The 15,356-nt window shown below is 30.7% G+C and carries 13 protein-coding genes; 1 reads left to right on the forward strand and 12 read right to left on the reverse strand.

The features are described 5' to 3' along the window. Positions 1-85 precede the first annotated feature (85 nt). The 7 genes from iolE to KEC93_RS22790 are packed head-to-tail and all read right to left on the reverse strand — an operon-like array spanning position 86 to position 7,816. The gene (iolE, locus tag KEC93_RS22760) at positions 86-982 is read right to left on the reverse strand and encodes a myo-inosose-2 dehydratase (protein ID WP_077867886.1); all 897 of its coding nucleotides are present in this window, start codon (positions 980-982) and stop codon (positions 86-88) included. A 19-nt stretch (positions 983-1,001) separates the two neighbouring features. After that, positions 1,002-2,015, reverse strand: coding sequence for an inositol 2-dehydrogenase (gene iolG / locus KEC93_RS22765; protein ID WP_077867887.1), 1,014 nt, complete (start codon positions 2,013-2,015; stop codon positions 1,002-1,004). A 14-nt stretch (positions 2,016-2,029) separates the two neighbouring features. After that, complete coding sequence (gene iolD / locus KEC93_RS22770; RefSeq protein ID WP_012060704.1) at positions 2,030-3,961, reverse strand: 3D-(3,5/4)-trihydroxycyclohexane-1,2-dione acylhydrolase (decyclizing); 1,932 nt, start codon at positions 3,959-3,961, stop codon at positions 2,030-2,032. Positions 3,962-3,975: 14 nt separating this feature from the next. Further along, positions 3,976-4,764, reverse strand: coding sequence for a 5-deoxy-glucuronate isomerase (locus KEC93_RS22775; RefSeq protein ID WP_077829112.1), 789 nt, complete (start codon positions 4,762-4,764; stop codon positions 3,976-3,978). A 14-nt stretch (positions 4,765-4,778) separates the two neighbouring features. After that, positions 4,779-5,798: a 5-dehydro-2-deoxygluconokinase gene (gene iolC, locus KEC93_RS22780; RefSeq protein ID WP_012060706.1), complete on the reverse strand. Its 1,020-nt coding sequence runs from the start codon at positions 5,796-5,798 to the stop codon at positions 4,779-4,781. Further along, positions 5,799-6,656 carry a class II fructose-bisphosphate aldolase gene (locus KEC93_RS22785; RefSeq protein ID WP_012060707.1) on the reverse strand — a complete coding sequence of 286 codons (858 nt, stop codon included), beginning with the start codon at positions 6,654-6,656 and terminating at the stop codon, positions 5,799-5,801. Positions 6,657-6,661: 5 nt separating this feature from the next. Continuing rightward, positions 6,662-7,816: an iron-containing alcohol dehydrogenase gene (locus KEC93_RS22790; RefSeq protein ID WP_012060708.1), complete on the reverse strand. Its 1,155-nt coding sequence runs from the start codon at positions 7,814-7,816 to the stop codon at positions 6,662-6,664. Positions 7,817-8,053: 237 nt separating this feature from the next. On the opposite strand from KEC93_RS22790, the gene KEC93_RS22795 reads away from it, so the two are divergent. Then, the gene (locus KEC93_RS22795) at positions 8,054-8,821 is read left to right on the forward strand and encodes a DeoR/GlpR family DNA-binding transcription regulator (RefSeq protein ID WP_012060709.1); all 768 of its coding nucleotides are present in this window, start codon (positions 8,054-8,056) and stop codon (positions 8,819-8,821) included. Between the two features lie 184 nt (positions 8,822-9,005). On the opposite strand, the gene KEC93_RS22800 is transcribed toward KEC93_RS22795, so the two are convergent. The 5 genes from KEC93_RS22800 to KEC93_RS22820 all read right to left on the reverse strand — a co-directional run bounded on the left by KEC93_RS22800 (position 9,006) and on the right by KEC93_RS22820 (position 15,352). Then, on the reverse strand, positions 9,006-9,635 hold the full coding sequence (locus KEC93_RS22800; RefSeq protein ID WP_012060710.1) for an HAD family hydrolase: 630 nt from the start codon (positions 9,633-9,635) through the stop codon (positions 9,006-9,008). A 16-nt stretch (positions 9,636-9,651) separates the two neighbouring features. Continuing rightward, positions 9,652-12,399 (reverse strand): sigma 54-interacting transcriptional regulator, encoded by a 2,748-nt coding sequence (locus KEC93_RS22805; RefSeq protein WP_077867888.1) that lies wholly within the window; start codon positions 12,397-12,399, stop codon positions 9,652-9,654. 317 nt (positions 12,400-12,716) lie between these two features. Beyond that, positions 12,717-13,685 (reverse strand): SIS domain-containing protein, encoded by a 969-nt coding sequence (locus KEC93_RS22810; protein ID WP_012060712.1) that lies wholly within the window; start codon positions 13,683-13,685, stop codon positions 12,717-12,719. A gap of 63 nt (positions 13,686-13,748) precedes the next feature. Continuing rightward, entirely contained in the window at positions 13,749-14,573 is an 825-nt protein-coding gene (locus KEC93_RS22815) for a PTS system mannose/fructose/sorbose family transporter subunit IID (RefSeq protein WP_012060713.1), read from the reverse strand. A 14-nt stretch (positions 14,574-14,587) separates the two neighbouring features. Next, positions 14,588-15,352: a PTS mannose/fructose/sorbose/N-acetylgalactosamine transporter subunit IIC gene (locus KEC93_RS22820; RefSeq protein WP_012060714.1), complete on the reverse strand. Its 765-nt coding sequence runs from the start codon at positions 15,350-15,352 to the stop codon at positions 14,588-14,590. Positions 15,353-15,356: the final 4 nt, after the last annotated feature.

Consider the following 15,356-nt stretch of genomic DNA (forward strand, 5'->3'; position numbering starts at 1 on the left):
ATATATTGCACACTCTTTTCTAAGAAATACTAGTTACCAAACTTAATAGATTTTGTTCATTTGAAATCTTTTATGAATTTTAATTTTAAAATTTTGTTTTTTCTTTAATGTATTTTCTAGCTTTTATTGCATATTCAAATGGGTTTGCAATTGCTGGATCCTGTTCTGCTTCAACTAATATCCAGCCTTCATAATTGTTTTCATCCAATATCTTAAATATTGGCTCAAAATCTATACATCCATCTCCTGGAACAGTGAATGAACCCTCTCTTACTCCCATTAAAAAACTCATTTTTTCTTTCTTGACTTTTTCTAAAACATCTGCTCTTATATCTTTTAAATGCACATGCTTAATTCTATTAGCATATTTATTTAATATTGCAATTGGATTCTCTCCTGAATAAACCAAATGACCTGTATCAAATAACAAATATACTAAATTTTCATCAGTCATACTCATCAATTTATCAATTTCATCAGTGGTTTGTACTCCAGTCCCCATATGATGATGATAAACAATTTTCATTCCTTTATCTTCTGCTAACCTTCCAAGCTTATTAAGACCATCAGCTAATAGTTTCCACTCTTCTTCATTAAAATAATATTTTCCATCAAATATTGGGGTATCCATTTCCCCTTGAATACTGTGCCCTTGCTCTGATACTACTATAACTTTTGCACCCATTTCATGTAAGAAGTCCCTATGATCTATAAATTCTTTTTCAGTTTCTTCATAAGGCTTAGTAGTTAAAAATGAACTAAACCAAGCACTTGCTATTTGAAGATTTCTTATGTCTAATGCTTTTTTTAAAACATTTACATCCTTGGGATATTTATTTCCTACTTCAGTGCCTTTGAATCCTGCAAGAGCCATTTCACTTACGGCTTGTTCAAATGTATTTTCTTTTCCTAAATCAGGCATATCATCATTTGTCCATCCTATTGGACAAATTCCTAATTTCACTTTTTCAGTATTAAGCATAACAATCTCCTCCAAAATTCTAATATATTATTTCTGATATCCTAACTGGTCTATTCTCTTTTAATGATTTAGTTGCAGCCTCTCCTATTAACACAGCTTTTAATCCGTCATCTGCACTTACTGAAATATCTCTATTGTTAACAATTGCGTCTATGAATTCTGTAATTTCATCTGCATACGCCTGCATATACCTTTCTAAGAAGAAAAACAATGGCTTTTCAGATGTAACTCCATCCTTAGTTGATATCACAGCCTTTGAAATACTATCATTGCCCACAGACACTTGACCAAGAGATCCAAATACTTCAGCTCTTTGATCATATCCATAAGACGACTGCCTTGAATTATCTATAACTGCCATTGCTCCATTGGCCATTTTTAAAGTTATAATAGCTGTATCAATATCACCTGCTTCTCCTATTGCATTATCAACTAGAACATTACCAGCTGCATAAACTTCTACCACATCACTACCTAAAAGATATCTTGCCATATCAAAATCATGAATTGTCATATCTAAAAATATTCCTCCTGATACCTTTACATAATCAATTGAAGGTGGTTCAGGATCTCTTGAAGTTATTTTAAGAACATGTGGTTCTCCAATCTTCCCTTCCACAACCGCATTTCTTATGGCTTTAAAATTATGATCATATCTTCTATTGAAACCCACTTGATATTTAACCTTTGATTTATTAAGTTCATCTATCACTTCTTTAATTCTTGCCAAATCATGATCAATTGGCTTTTCGCAAAATACATGCTTACCTGCTCTTATTGCTTCTATAGAGATTTTTGAATGAGTATCTGTAGATGAACATATAAGAATAGCATCTATTTCTGGATCTTCTAGTATCTTTTTATAATCTTTATATACACCTTGAATCCCAATTTCTCTTGCCCAATTTATTGTAGCTTCATTTAAAAATACATCTGCTATAGCTTTTACCTCTGCATTTTTAACATACTTTGAAATACTTTCTCCATGAACTTTTCCAATTCTTCCTGCACCAATAATTCCAACCTTTAACATAAATTATCTCTCCTTTAATATTTTCTTGCATTTTTAAGTTGATTTTGACCATATTCAAAAGCTTCATTAACAAATTTTTTTTCTGATACTTCAGCTAATCCTACATGCCACCATGATTCATATCCATCAGTCATGGTTTTTGGTAAAACTTTAATATCAATTAAAGTAGAAATTTTTTGTTTTTTTGCATCACTCAATGCAACTTTTAATTCCTCTAAAGTCTTAGCTGTATATGTTTTCACTCCGTATCCACTTGCTGCCTTAGCAAAATCTATAGGAATTAAACCTCCATTAAGTTCTTCTGTGTCGTTATTTCTGTATCTAAACTCTGTAGCAAGATTCCCTATTCCATTAGACATTTGTAGATTATTAATACATCCAAATCCACAATTATCAAATAATAATACATTTATCTTCTTACCTTCTTGCAATGAAGTAATAAGTTCTGAATGTAACATTAAGTAACTTCCATCACCAACTAGTGAGTAGACTTCTTTGCTAGGTTCCGCAATTTTACACCCTAGACTTGCAGCTATTTCATATCCCATGCAGGAGTACCCATATTCCATATGATATGAATTTCTAGAATCAGTTTCCCACATTCTTTGAAGGTCCCCTGGCAAGCTTCCTGATGCACCCACTACAATTGCATTATCATCAATGCATTCTCTAATCAATCCTAGAGCTGATGTCTGAGTAATAACTCCGCTAGTTAATTCTTTAAATTCTTCCAGGCTTCTTTCATTTCTTGATTTTATAATTGGAGTGAAATCTTTTCCATATTTTATATTAATTAACCTATCCATCTCCTCTCTCCATGCTTGTTTTGCATTTTTAATCTCATCTTCATATGATGAAACATAATTTTCTTTTTCTAATAAATTACTAAGTTTCTCAATACAAACTTTAGCATCACCAACCATCTTATTGGAATCCAATTTACTTGCATGAAATTTTGATAAATTTATTGTTATAAAATCTACTTCTGGATTTTTAAATAAAGATTTAGATGATGTCGTAAAATCCGAGAATCTTGTTCCTATTCCTATTACTAAATCTGCATCTTTAGCAATTGTATTTGCAGCCAAATTTCCTGTTACTCCTATTCCACCTAAATTCATATGGTGACTTCCTCTTATAGCACTTTTTCCTGCTTGCGTTTCTCCTATTGGAATATTAAACTTTTCTGCAAATCTTTCAAGTACTTCTCCAGCTTCTGAATATCTAACACCACCACCACAAATTATTATTGGTTTCTTTCTCTTAGTTATTAATTCAACACATTCTTTAAACTCTTCATCCACAGCTATCGGTCTTGTTATTTTATGAATACGTTTTTTAAAGAAATATTCTGGGAAGTCAAAACTTTCACCTTGAACATCTTGCGGTAATGCTATGCACACAGCTCCAGTATCTGATGGATCTGTAAGAACTCGCATTGCATTAATAATTGCAGACATTAATTGCTCTGGTCTAGAAACTCTATCCCAATACTTACATACTGGCTTAAATACATCATTAGTTGTAATTCCCATATTATAAGATTGTTCGATTTGTTGAAGTACAGGATCTGGCTGTCTGCTAGCAAATGAATCTCCTGGAAACATAAGTAATGGAATATTATTAACTGTTGCAGTAGCTGCTGCTGTAACCATATTAGCTGCTCCTGGTCCTATTGATGTTGAGCATGCTATTATCTTTCTTCTATTATTTTGTTTAGCAAAAGCTGATGCAACATGTGCCATTCCTTGTTCGTTTCTTCCTTGATAAACTTTTAAGTTTCCTGGATCTTCATCAAGTGCTTGTCCAAGTCCTAAAACTATTCCATGCCCAAATATAGTAAAGATTCCATCAATAAATCGTTCCTCTTTCCCATCAAATAAAATGTATTGATTATTTAAAAATCTTACTAGTGCTTGAGCTGTTGTCATTTTAATAGAATTCATCTCTTTACCTCCCTTTACTCCTCAGGCCATATTTTAGCATTCTTATTCCAAAGCCATTTATGTTCATCTACATCTATTCTATCTTTCCAAGGATTATTTTCTAGATGCCTAATCATCCAACAATAATACATTGCATATCCTGGAGCAGATGTTTGCGGATGTACATCTCCCCCAATTATTGTTGCAAAGCTATTATCTAGAATCTTGTATGCTTTATCTCCATTTAAGCACAATCCAAATCCTTGTGGTTTATCGAACTTATAAAAGTAAACTTCTGGTTGGGGATGGTAATGAGGAGGATAGCTTGACCATTTTCCTGGATATGTTATAACTTCTCCAATAACCATATTGGAATACGGTGCATTTTTATAATCAAATATTGTTCTTACCACTCTTCTAGCGGTACCATTCCAAGTCCCTTCTCCAAAGATTTCACTCTTACATTCACTTGGTGAATATAACTTTGGTTCAAAAAATCCCAAATTTTCAGTGCTTTGAATTAATATCTCACTATCTTCACTGGCTTCAACAGTAACTCCAACATTCTTAGGTACATGTAAGCACCATGGATCATCATCAAATACTGATTTTCTTTCAATAGACTTAGAATTTTCAAGCCAATTTATTTTCACTTGTCCTGTCAGAAGTAAAACAGCTATTTCCTTATCACTTTTTAGATATTCTCTTCTTTGATTTTTTTCTAATTTTTCTACCGTTACATCCATTAACATTTCTTTATTTTTACCATTAATTTGACATAATATATTCTCGCCATTTTCCAATCTATCCAAATTATAAACCATATTAACTCCTCCTCTTAAGCTCTAGCTACCATATCACCATATTCTTCTTTTTCTTCTTTTATAAAATTTCTTATTGCTTCCACTGTAGGCATATCTTGCGAGCAACTATGACTAGCCACTAACATTGCTGCTGATGCACTTCCAAATTCTAATGAATCTATAATGCTCCATCCTTCTAATAAACCATATAGGAATGCTGATGCATAAGCATCTCCACCACCAAATGATTTAAGTAGCTTAACCGGAAATGGCTTTATATTGTATGACTTTCCATCACTAGTGTAAGCAGTAGATCCTTCTTTACCATGCTTAATTACTACTATTTTGTTTCCGTAATCTAACCATCTTTTCGCTGTTTCTTCATCTGAATTTTTCTCTCTAGTAATTAATTTTTCCATTAAATCAAATTCTTCTCGTGAGCCCATTATAATATCGCTTTGTTTTCCAGCAATCGAATAGTATATAGCTATTTCATCACTATTTTTCCAATTATAAGCTCTATAATCCACATCAAATATTACAACTGTATTATTCCTTTTAGCTAATTCCAGCGCTTTCAATGCTGCTTCTCTTGATGGACTTTTGGCAAGAGCTGTCCCTGATATCACTATTGCCTTAGTATTTTTTATATATTCCTCGTCGATTTCATCAACATTCAATTCTAAATCCGCAATTCCCTGTCTATACATTAATATACTACTCTCTGTTGGGCTTGCTATTTCAGTAAAAGTTAATCCTAAATTTTCTCCATTCTTTGAATACTTTATTTGAGATGTATCTATCCCTTCATTATCGAAATAATTAACAACAAATTCTCCAAACTGATCCTTTGATACTTTGCCAATGAATCCAATCTTTTTACCTAATCTTGCAAGTCCAACTGCAATATTAGCTGGTGATCCTCCTAAATATTTTTTAAAAGTGCTACTTTCAGATAAAGGCTTGTTAATATCTATAGGATTAAAATCAATTGCGACTCTTCCTATGGGTACTATATCCATTTTTCTTGCTTTATCAAATTTAATATATTCCATTTATAGTTCCTCCTTATGCTTATTTGAACTTCCAAATATTTCTATATGCTTTTTAACATTTTCGTAGGCAGCCTTAATCTCTGTTTCATGTAATTTAAAATAATCATAATCTTCTAATCTCTTGTTTAATTCTTTTACGCTTTTCTTAACTAAATTAAATGTAGCTGTTGCAATATTTATTTTTTTTATTCCCATTGTCGCACACTTTTTAAAATCCTCCGCTGATATTCCAGATCCTCCATGCAAAACCAACGGTATTGGTATGTTATTTTGTAAATTTTTAAGTACGTCAAACCTCAAATTAGGCTCTCCACTATATACTCCATGAGCGTTGCCTATTGCTACAGCCAAAGCATCTATTTCTGTATTTTCAAAAAACTTTTTAGCACTTTCTAACTTAGTGACTTGAATCTCTATTTCTTTACTTCCATCTTCACTGCCACCAACATGTCCAATTTCAGCTTCAACTGATGCATTATATAATTTCGCCATGCTTGATATTTTATTAGTTATTTTTATATTTTCTTCAATCTCTAAATGTGATCCATCGATCATTACTGATGTAAATCCTAAATCTAAAGCCTTCTTTACATTCTCAATTGTAGCTCCATGATCAAAATGTACTGCTACTGGCACTTTTGAGTTTTCAGCAGCTTTTACCATCATTGGACCAATAAGTTCTAAAGGTGAATATTTTAATCTTACTTCAGCTATTTGAAGTATAATTGGAGATTTTAATTCTTCTGCTGCTTTTATAGCTCCAATAACCATTTCCATATTAGCAACGCTAAAACTTCCAACTGCATAATTTTCTTTTAAAGCACTTTTTAAAAGTCCCCTCATATCTACTAATGGCATTTCATTTACCTCCAGAGTGCTTTATATATAGAAACAATATCTTCATGTGTAATATTTTTAATTGTATTGCTTGGACTACCGCTTTCAATTGCATCATCAGCCATTTTATCTAAATTATCGAAAAACTTGTCCCGGTCTATTCCATACTCTTCTAATGAAGGTATTTGAAGCTCCTTACACAAACCGTTTACAGCATCAACAAATTCTTTTGAAGCAATTTCATCTGATGTTTCCTCATTAACAATTTTTATATTTCTGGCAAGTTCAGCAAATCTAGAGTAAGCACCGTCTAGTACAAATGTAAGACATTCCTTCAACAACATTGCATTAGATATTCCATGTGCCACATGAAATAATGCACCTATTGGTCTGCTCATTCCATGCACTATTGTTACAGATGAATTGTTAAAAGCAATTCCTCCTTCTAATGCCGCAATAGACATTTGAGTACGTGCTTCTTCATTTTTAGGATCTTTAAATGCTATAGGTAAATATTTAAATATTCTTTTTACAGCAGAAATTGCAAATACATCAGAAAGTGGTTGAGATTTTTTTGATGTATATGCTTCAATTGCATGTGTTAACGCATCTATTCCTGTTGCTGCTGTAGTTTTTGCTGGAGCTGTCATTGTAAATATAGGATCTATTATCGCTAACGTCGGAAGTAATGAACTTCCCTTTATAAGCATCTTTACATCATTTTCTGTATCTGAGATTATCGTAAATTGAGTTGCTTCTGATCCAGTTCCTGCTGTAGTTGGTATTGCAACCACTTTGGATAATTGATTTGTTATCTGTTTTCCCATATAGTCTGATATCTTCCCGGCATTACTAGTCATCATTGCAATGGCTTTCGCCGAATCTATTGGGCTTCCTCCTCCAATAGCTATAAGAAAATCACAATTTTCTTCTTTAAATATTTCTACCCCCTTTTCTACCATTAAATCAGTTGGCTCACCATTTATATCACTATATATTTTGTAATAAATTTTCTCTTCCTCTAATATGTTAGTTAACATTTTTACGTTTCCTAAACTGACCATAACGCTATCAGTAACGATTAACGCTTTCTTACCTAATAACTTTAGATATTCTTTACTATTGATGAGAGCTTTCCCTCCTGTTAATATTTTCTTCGGCATCATGAACTCATTTGACATTTTAGTCACCTCACTAACTTTTGATTAACTATTGATTACTTTTTGATTAACTTATTGTTACTTTATGATTTAATTATAAATATGTTTTTATCACTTGTCAATAATTACATATTGATTTTGTAACTTTTTTCTAAATATAAAATTAAATTCTGTAATTGCTTTCACTTTTAAATTCTTTGGTTTATAATATTAAATTAATAATAGTAATTCTATTTTGACTTATAGGAGTGAATTTTAATGCGTTCTAAAAGAATTGATTTAATAGAAAAATACATATATAAGCATAAAACTATCTCTATTGATAAACTATGCGAAGAATTTAAGATGTCAAAAAATACAATTCGTAGAGATATAGACACTTTAGTTGATAAAGGGATAATAAAAAAGGTTTATGGTGGAGTAACAATAAACAATAATAATAAAGAACTTTTGTCCTTCGAAGAAAGAACTATAAAAAATAATTTTGCCAAATCATCTATCGCCGAAAAAGCAGCACAATTTGTTGAAGATGGTGATTCTATTTTTATAGATTCAGGTACAACAACTTTTAATATGATTGAATATTTAAAAGACAAGAAAAACATTACTGTTTTTACAAATAACTTAAATGTTATAGTCCAAGCAATTCCATATGAAAATATCGAAATAATTTGTCTTTCTGGAAAACTAACTAGAAAAACATCTTCCTTTACTGGCTTAACTGCTCCTGATATTTTATCAGCTTATAACTTAAATAAATGTTTCATGGCTTGTACTGGAATTTCACTCGAAAACGGTGTCACCAATACCTCTCCAGACGAGTATAAAATAAAAAAAGCAGCAGTATCTAAAAGTTCTAAATGTTTTTTATTAGCTGATACCTCAAAATTTGATGTTGTATCTTTGATGACGTTTTGTGATATAAAAGATATTGATTATATGATAACCAATGATTGTCCTCCAGAAAAGTATGCAGACTATTTTCATAATTATAATATTGAACTTATAGTAACTAATGAAAAATAGAGATAGCAGTTTTTAATCTGCTATCTCTTTCATGAATCTTCTTATTATACATTTACAAAACCCTTACCACTTATTTCATATATATCTTCTCTAACTTTTTCTAAAATCATTTATAGTAATACCCAATTCTAAGATAATCATCACTTATATACTTTGTAATACTAATTTGCAAAAGTCTTTCCATTTAAATTTCAGAAATTATTTCAATCAAATCATTTACTTTACAATCGGCTTCTGACTGATCTATGTAGTAATCTCTTGGCTCTAAAGCTGCAACTGTTACCCCTGCTGCTTTTGCTGCTCGAATTCCTAATGCCGAATCTTCTACTGCTAGAACTTCTGTTTCCAATAATTCTAATGCTTTTATAGCTCTAATGTAGATCTCTGGATCTGGTTTGCTTTGCACACACTCTTCACCACTAATTACAAAATCAATACAACTGGCAATTCCACATTCTTCTACCATCCTTAAAATTTCTTTTCTTTCTGAAGATGATGCAATAGCTATTTTGAGATTTCTATCTTTTAATTCCCTAATCACTTCTTTAACTGAAGGATTCAATATTTCTTGAAAACAAACTTCATGTTCCTTACAATACTTTGAATATTCTTCTTTTAAAATATTACGTTTTTCATCATCATCAGGCACTAACCTTTCCCATATCATCCCGTTTGTTGATCCAATGAAATCTTCAATTTTTCTTGTAGCTGGTTCTATTTTTAAATCATCAAAGAATTTCATCCTTCTTTTAAAATAAAAACTTTCAGTATCCACTAAAACTCCATCCATATCAAAAATTACTGCTTGTTTCAATTTCTTTCCTCCCAAATTAATCGCTCAATACAATATCAAAAATTAATCTAATTTCTAAATCTGATATCTTTATTGTATATTCCTTTTCAATTTCACTGAATGCATACCTTATAATATCTATCTTTCTTTTTTCTCTTTGCACAAATTCCTTAATATCTTCCTGCATGTCAACATCTTCTTTTCTTAAAATTCTCTCTACCATACAGGATGCATGAAGATAAAGTAAGAATCTTTTATTATTAGACATTTTAAGCCCTAGTTTTTCTTCCATTTTATCAACTGCATCTTGTACAAAATTGAGTACTTTATTTACATCTAAAATTGTTAGCTTCTCAATTATTTTCTTTATAGAAAAATTAAATACCAAATCTTTTTTCAACTGCTCTTCATCTATATTGAAATTGCACCTTAATATATTAATGAATGAATCAATATCCTCCCCACCAATCAAATGATCCAATCCTATATATGGAATTCCTTCAACTTTTGGATCTACAGTTCCTACGATAGCCAGTACATCATACATTTGAAATGGCAATTCCTTTTGTTTATTTTGATACAGCTTATGATAATCGTATGACATAATTACAAAAGAAGGGTCCTCATGCTTTAAGCTCTTTTGTAATATATCCTGGATTTGAATTGCACTTCCCATACCTGTATAGCAACAAGTTAAAATAGCTTTTTTCTTTTTTTCAACTGGATAAACTAATTGTTTATTAATTTGTACATTCTTTAAAATCTGATCATTAATTTCGATAATATTTTTATCTTGTAAAAGCATACTTCCAATTTCTAATACCAATGGTGTTGAGACAAAATCAATTAATAATAACGGACCTTTAATCTTCTTTTCCAAACGATTTCTAAGATCAAAAAGTGATCCCATATCAACTAACAAGATAAGTCCATTTTCTGTACTGTTATTATCAATAAAATCTAATATTTTCTCCTCTATATGATCAATTGTAGTATCAATAGGCATATCAATAGCTTGGAAAAAGTTCTTCCTTAACATCCTATTAGCTACATTCGCCATACTACTTGCTGTAGAGTAGCCATGAGCTAAAACAATACTTTTAATTTCATTTTTCAGGCTCTGTATATTCATGCTTTTTAGATAAAATGAAATAAAAATCAAATCTTCATCAAGAACCTGAAAGTCTAAGCGTTCACTCAAATGTGTAAGCATACGCCTGGAAAGCCATAAAATATTCTTCATATAACTTTCAATGAAATTTATAATTTTTGGGCGAATACTATTCCAATCAGGATGATTAATTAAAATTTCTTGCTCTTCCTTAAAATAAAGCAAATATGCTATTGAAAGAATTTTATTTCCATCCTGTTCAAATCCATAATTTTCTTCCATATATTTAAAAGTAGATTTTATATTAAATGTTAATACAGAAAAAAATGATTGATTGTTGGTTACTTCTGTATTAAATGTTAATTCATCAAGTAATAAATTCACATTTTTGACCATCTCTTTAGTATAATGATCAAACATAATTTCTCCGGACTCAACCTGTTTAAATCCTTCAACAAATTCAAAATATGTTTTTTTAATGTTTTTCTCTTCATCACTATTAATATTCAATAGTTCTGGGTGCAGATAATCATAAATCCTATCCTGATATCTACTTGATATTTGATGATATAAACTCTCCTTTAATTGATTTTCATTTCCAATCGGTAAATCTCCAATGCGAACTTTAATAATCTCTTGATCTTTCCTCTTAGCATAGCTGCTTCCACAACTGTATTTTACAATATTTTTAATTTTCCCTACATTTCCTTCATAATTACTAAAAAGCAAAAAGGAAATTACCTGCTTTGTAACCTTAATAGTATGTTTCAAGATTTCACTTTCTTTTAAAAAGAAACTATCTATTAGGTGAATTTTTTCTTGTTGAGGTCTTTCTGCAAAACTTGGAATATTAACAATAACAGGAAGTCTTCTAATAAAAGTAGGTAAGAAAGTAGATTGGATAGATTCCGTAGTTGCAAAAATTAACCGTACTTTTGCTTCCTTTTTTATACTATTATCACCAATGGGAGAATACTCATTTGAATCCATAAATGTAAAAAGCTTTTCTTGGCCTTCTTCTGTTAGTCTGTGCACTTCATCAAGAAATAAAACTCCACCATCAGCGCTTTCAAGAAGCCCCTTTTTATCTTTATCTGCTCCTGTAAATGCACCTTTTGTATAACCAAATAATAAACTTGATAACAATTCTGGATTATGATAATATTGAGCACAATTTAAAGAAATAAATGAGGACTTGGGATTTATTAATTTTTCTTCCAAGCAATAATCATAAATACATTTTGCCAGATATGTTTTTCCAGAACCACTTGAACCTAAAAGCATTATAGGAAGACCATTTTCTGGATAAAGCACTGCTGTCTTTATTTGTTCAATTTGTTCTTTTAAGCTTCCTTTTGCCCCAATTACATTACTCCATATATCTGTTTTTCTAACGTTTGAATTTTCTTTCCATAATTCATCTAAAGTATTATATTCAGCCTGTGTTGGGGTAAAATATAATTTAGAGAAAGTTTCTTTATATAAAAAAATTACTGGATACTCTTTAATTTTTATAATCCTGCCTTGTTTTACTTCTTTGTTAAGATAACTACTTACTGTACTTCTACTAAGCTCTACTTTTTCAGCAATTGAATTGGCCGAAAATTCTTTTATATTATCTTTAGAAAATTCCTTGGTAGCCTCTTTTAAATAATTAGATATATCTATTGCCATTCTGAATGCCCCCTTAGTTAATAAAAGTTAACCTTATTATTTTATAACATACATTTAGAATAAGGCATATGAAAAAATAATAATTCCAAAATATTATGCATACTTTTAATAAAAATGTACTACTCCCCATAGTAGTAGGCCTCTTAAGATAATTACCTATATAGGATAGCTAAAAATAGACTAAAATATATTTATTATTTTTAAATTTGCCTAAAGCAAAGAAATCGAAAAATATTCGATTTCCTTACCTGAGTCATTTTTTTGTATTTAGGATTATAAGTAGAACCTGATAACATACGTTTAACGTAAACTTTATTTTAATATTCTAATTTCCACATATATCTTCTTTTAGTTAGTGGATGCTGACGTGCATAAGAAAGTTCTTCAGCATATACACGGAATACTGCTGTAATTAACATTGGATTAAAATAATCAATAACTGTTTTTGGGATAACTGAAGATAATCCATAATCTAAAGCATCAACAACTGTTGTTTTTGCTTCAAAACGCTTTAAGAATGTTAACGCACGGGCATCCATTGGACGAGTGCTTCCCTCATTCATTAATAAAATAAATGGTACATCTTTATCTACTATTTCAAATGGTCCATGGAAAAACTCTCCTGAATGGAAACTTCCTGAATTGATCCATTGCATTTCCATCATTAAACAAATTGATGTTGAATAAGCAACTTCAGCGGTTGCACCACTGCTCATTAAGTAAATCATTGAATCATTTTTATAAGCTTCAGCAAATTTCCTTGCATCTGCTATCGCTGATTTTGCCGCTGAATCTGCTAAATCATATATCTTGCTGAAAGCAACCTGTGCATCTTCATAATCTTTATATCCTTCATATTGCTCTAATATCTCCACTGCAAGTTCAAGCGCATAACCCATCTTTTCTAATTTTGCGCCATAGCTTTCAGCAAATCTATGACAGATAACATAATCAGCATCTTTTGTAAGAGCCGAATTCTCTGCACGAGTTAAGGATATTACATGTGCACCATATTCTTTAGCCTTAGCATTAGCTTGTACTGTTTCAGGAGTACTACCGCCAAGTGAAGCGGATATAACAATTGCAGTTTTATCTAATGAAGCTATTGTACCATAATTGAATTCGTTAGCAGTATAATGACTAACACGTAAATTTTTCGAATTATTTTCTAAAAAATATTTTGCTGGATATAATTCTGCTTTTGAAGCTCCACATCCTACAAATATAACACTTCTAATTTCTTCTTGTTTTTCTTTTATTTCTTTTATAATTTGTTTTGGATTCATAATAAATCCCTCCTATATTTTTATTTTATATATATTTACATCCTTTTAAGGAATGTTTTCAATTTATTTAAAAATACCTAAAATGCTCAATAATATTCCACCTAGAATACAAATTGCAAGCATCCATCCTGTTGATACTTTCTTTCTTAATAACCAATACATAAAGAATGTTATGCCAAGCGGTATACTCTGTGGTATTATCCCATTTAATACATCTTGTAAAACAAATTTTTCACCAAACTGCACTGGAGTTGTAATTCCAATCATACTGGCCATCATGGATCCAATAACCATAAGTCCAACAATAGAACAAATGTACATTACTTTATCCATAAGCCCTTCATTATAGAGCTTTGTTAAATATTTATTTCCCATTGAATAGCCAATTTTCCCACCATAATATGTAACAAGAAATGATGGAATAAATGAAATAATTATTGCTAATATTGGTCCTAAAATACTACCTTGTTGCGCTAAATTAATACCTAATCCAAAAGCCAATATACGTACAGTTCCTTGAAAGAAAGAGTCTCCTACTCCAGATAATGGTCCCATTAATGAAGTTTTCATAGCATTAATCGATTCAGGATTAAAATTTTCTTTGTCTTCATAGTATTGTTCTTCCATTGAAGCACTTAATCCTAAAACAAAAGCATTTGTTTGGGGTGTACAATTATAAAAATTCATATGGCGTTTATAAGCTTCTTTTTTTAATTCATCATCTTTAGGATCTTTATATATGTTGTCTAAAATAGGAGCAATTCCATATAAAAAGCCCATATTCATTTGTCTTTCATAGTTCCATGAAGCTTGAATTGCCCAAGAACGCCATAAGAACTTCATATACTTCCATTTATTTGGATCATTTTGTTTTTGTATATTTTGCATTTTTATACCTCCAATCAATCTAAAATATCTAATTCATCAACTATTTTTTCATTTTTAAATTTAAATTCAGCCAAAACAAATGCTACAATACAAGCCGAAATAGCAACACCAGTCACACTTAAATTAGAATATGCTGTAATGAAAAATCCTCCTAGTAAAAATGGAAGCATTTTTGTTGACAGCATAGTGCTAAGCAATAAAGCAAATCCATAAGCTGTTAGAATTTTACTTGATAAATTTAGACCGTTTGTAATCCATGACGGAATGACTTCTACAATATTTTTTACTAAATCTGTTCCAAAATAAATTGCTAAAAATATTGGTACAAAATACATTAGTGAATACAAAAATGTTCCCCAAACAATATGAATATTACAGGCCTTTTTATATTCCCCATTTTCAATTAACGAGTCAGCTTTATGAGTTAAGTTTGCAAGAATAGTTCTCATTAAAACTCCAAGCATTTGTCCAAGCACCGCAATTGGAATCGCAATAGTTAGTGCTGCTTCTGAATCCGCATTTGATAAAATAGCAAAAGATGTAGCAATAATGGATGCCATATTCATATCTGGTGGTGCTGCTGCCCCTATGTTTACTAATCCTAAAGAAATTAATTCAAGAGCAGCTCCAACCATTAATCCTTTTTGAATATCGCCTAAAACGAGCCCTACAAGCGTACTAACTATTAACGGTCTTTCTAAATTCATTCTGCCTAAAAGTCTAGAGTCTAAAATACAAATAACACCAATGAAACCTAATAATATTGACTTAATTAACATTCTT

Origin of the sequence: Clostridium beijerinckii, assembly GCF_018223745.1 — a bacterium.
GTDB lineage: Bacteria > Bacillota > Clostridia > Clostridiales > Clostridiaceae > Clostridium > Clostridium beijerinckii.

Coding starts and splice junctions, on each gene's coding strand:
- KEC93_RS22810 (WP_012060712.1), bottom strand. CDS start 13,685: ATGAATCCAAAACAAATTATAAAAGAAATAAAAGAAAAACAAGAAGAA.
- KEC93_RS22775 (WP_077829112.1), bottom strand. CDS start 4,764: ATGGTTTATAATTTGGATAGATTGGAAAATGGCGAGAATATATTATGT.
- iolC (WP_012060706.1), bottom strand. CDS start 5,798: ATGGAATATATTAAATTTGATAAAGCAAGAAAAATGGATATAGTACCC.
- iolD (WP_012060704.1), bottom strand. CDS start 3,961: ATGAATTCTATTAAAATGACAACAGCTCAAGCACTAGTAAGATTTTTA.
- KEC93_RS22820 (WP_012060714.1), bottom strand. CDS start 15,352: ATGTTAATTAAGTCAATATTATTAGGTTTCATTGGTGTTATTTGTATT.
- KEC93_RS22790 (WP_012060708.1), bottom strand. CDS start 7,816: ATGTCAAATGAGTTCATGATGCCGAAGAAAATATTAACAGGAGGGAAA.
- iolE (WP_077867886.1), bottom strand. CDS start 982: ATGCTTAATACTGAAAAAGTGAAATTAGGAATTTGTCCAATAGGATGG.
- KEC93_RS22795 (WP_012060709.1), top strand. CDS start 8,054: ATGCGTTCTAAAAGAATTGATTTAATAGAAAAATACATATATAAGCAT.
- KEC93_RS22805 (WP_077867888.1), bottom strand. CDS start 12,399: ATGGCAATAGATATATCTAATTATTTAAAAGAGGCTACCAAGGAATTT.
- KEC93_RS22785 (WP_012060707.1), bottom strand. CDS start 6,656: ATGCCATTAGTAGATATGAGGGGACTTTTAAAAAGTGCTTTAAAAGAA.
- iolG (WP_077867887.1), bottom strand. CDS start 2,015: ATGTTAAAGGTTGGAATTATTGGTGCAGGAAGAATTGGAAAAGTTCAT.
- KEC93_RS22815 (WP_012060713.1), bottom strand. CDS start 14,573: ATGCAAAATATACAAAAACAAAATGATCCAAATAAATGGAAGTATATG.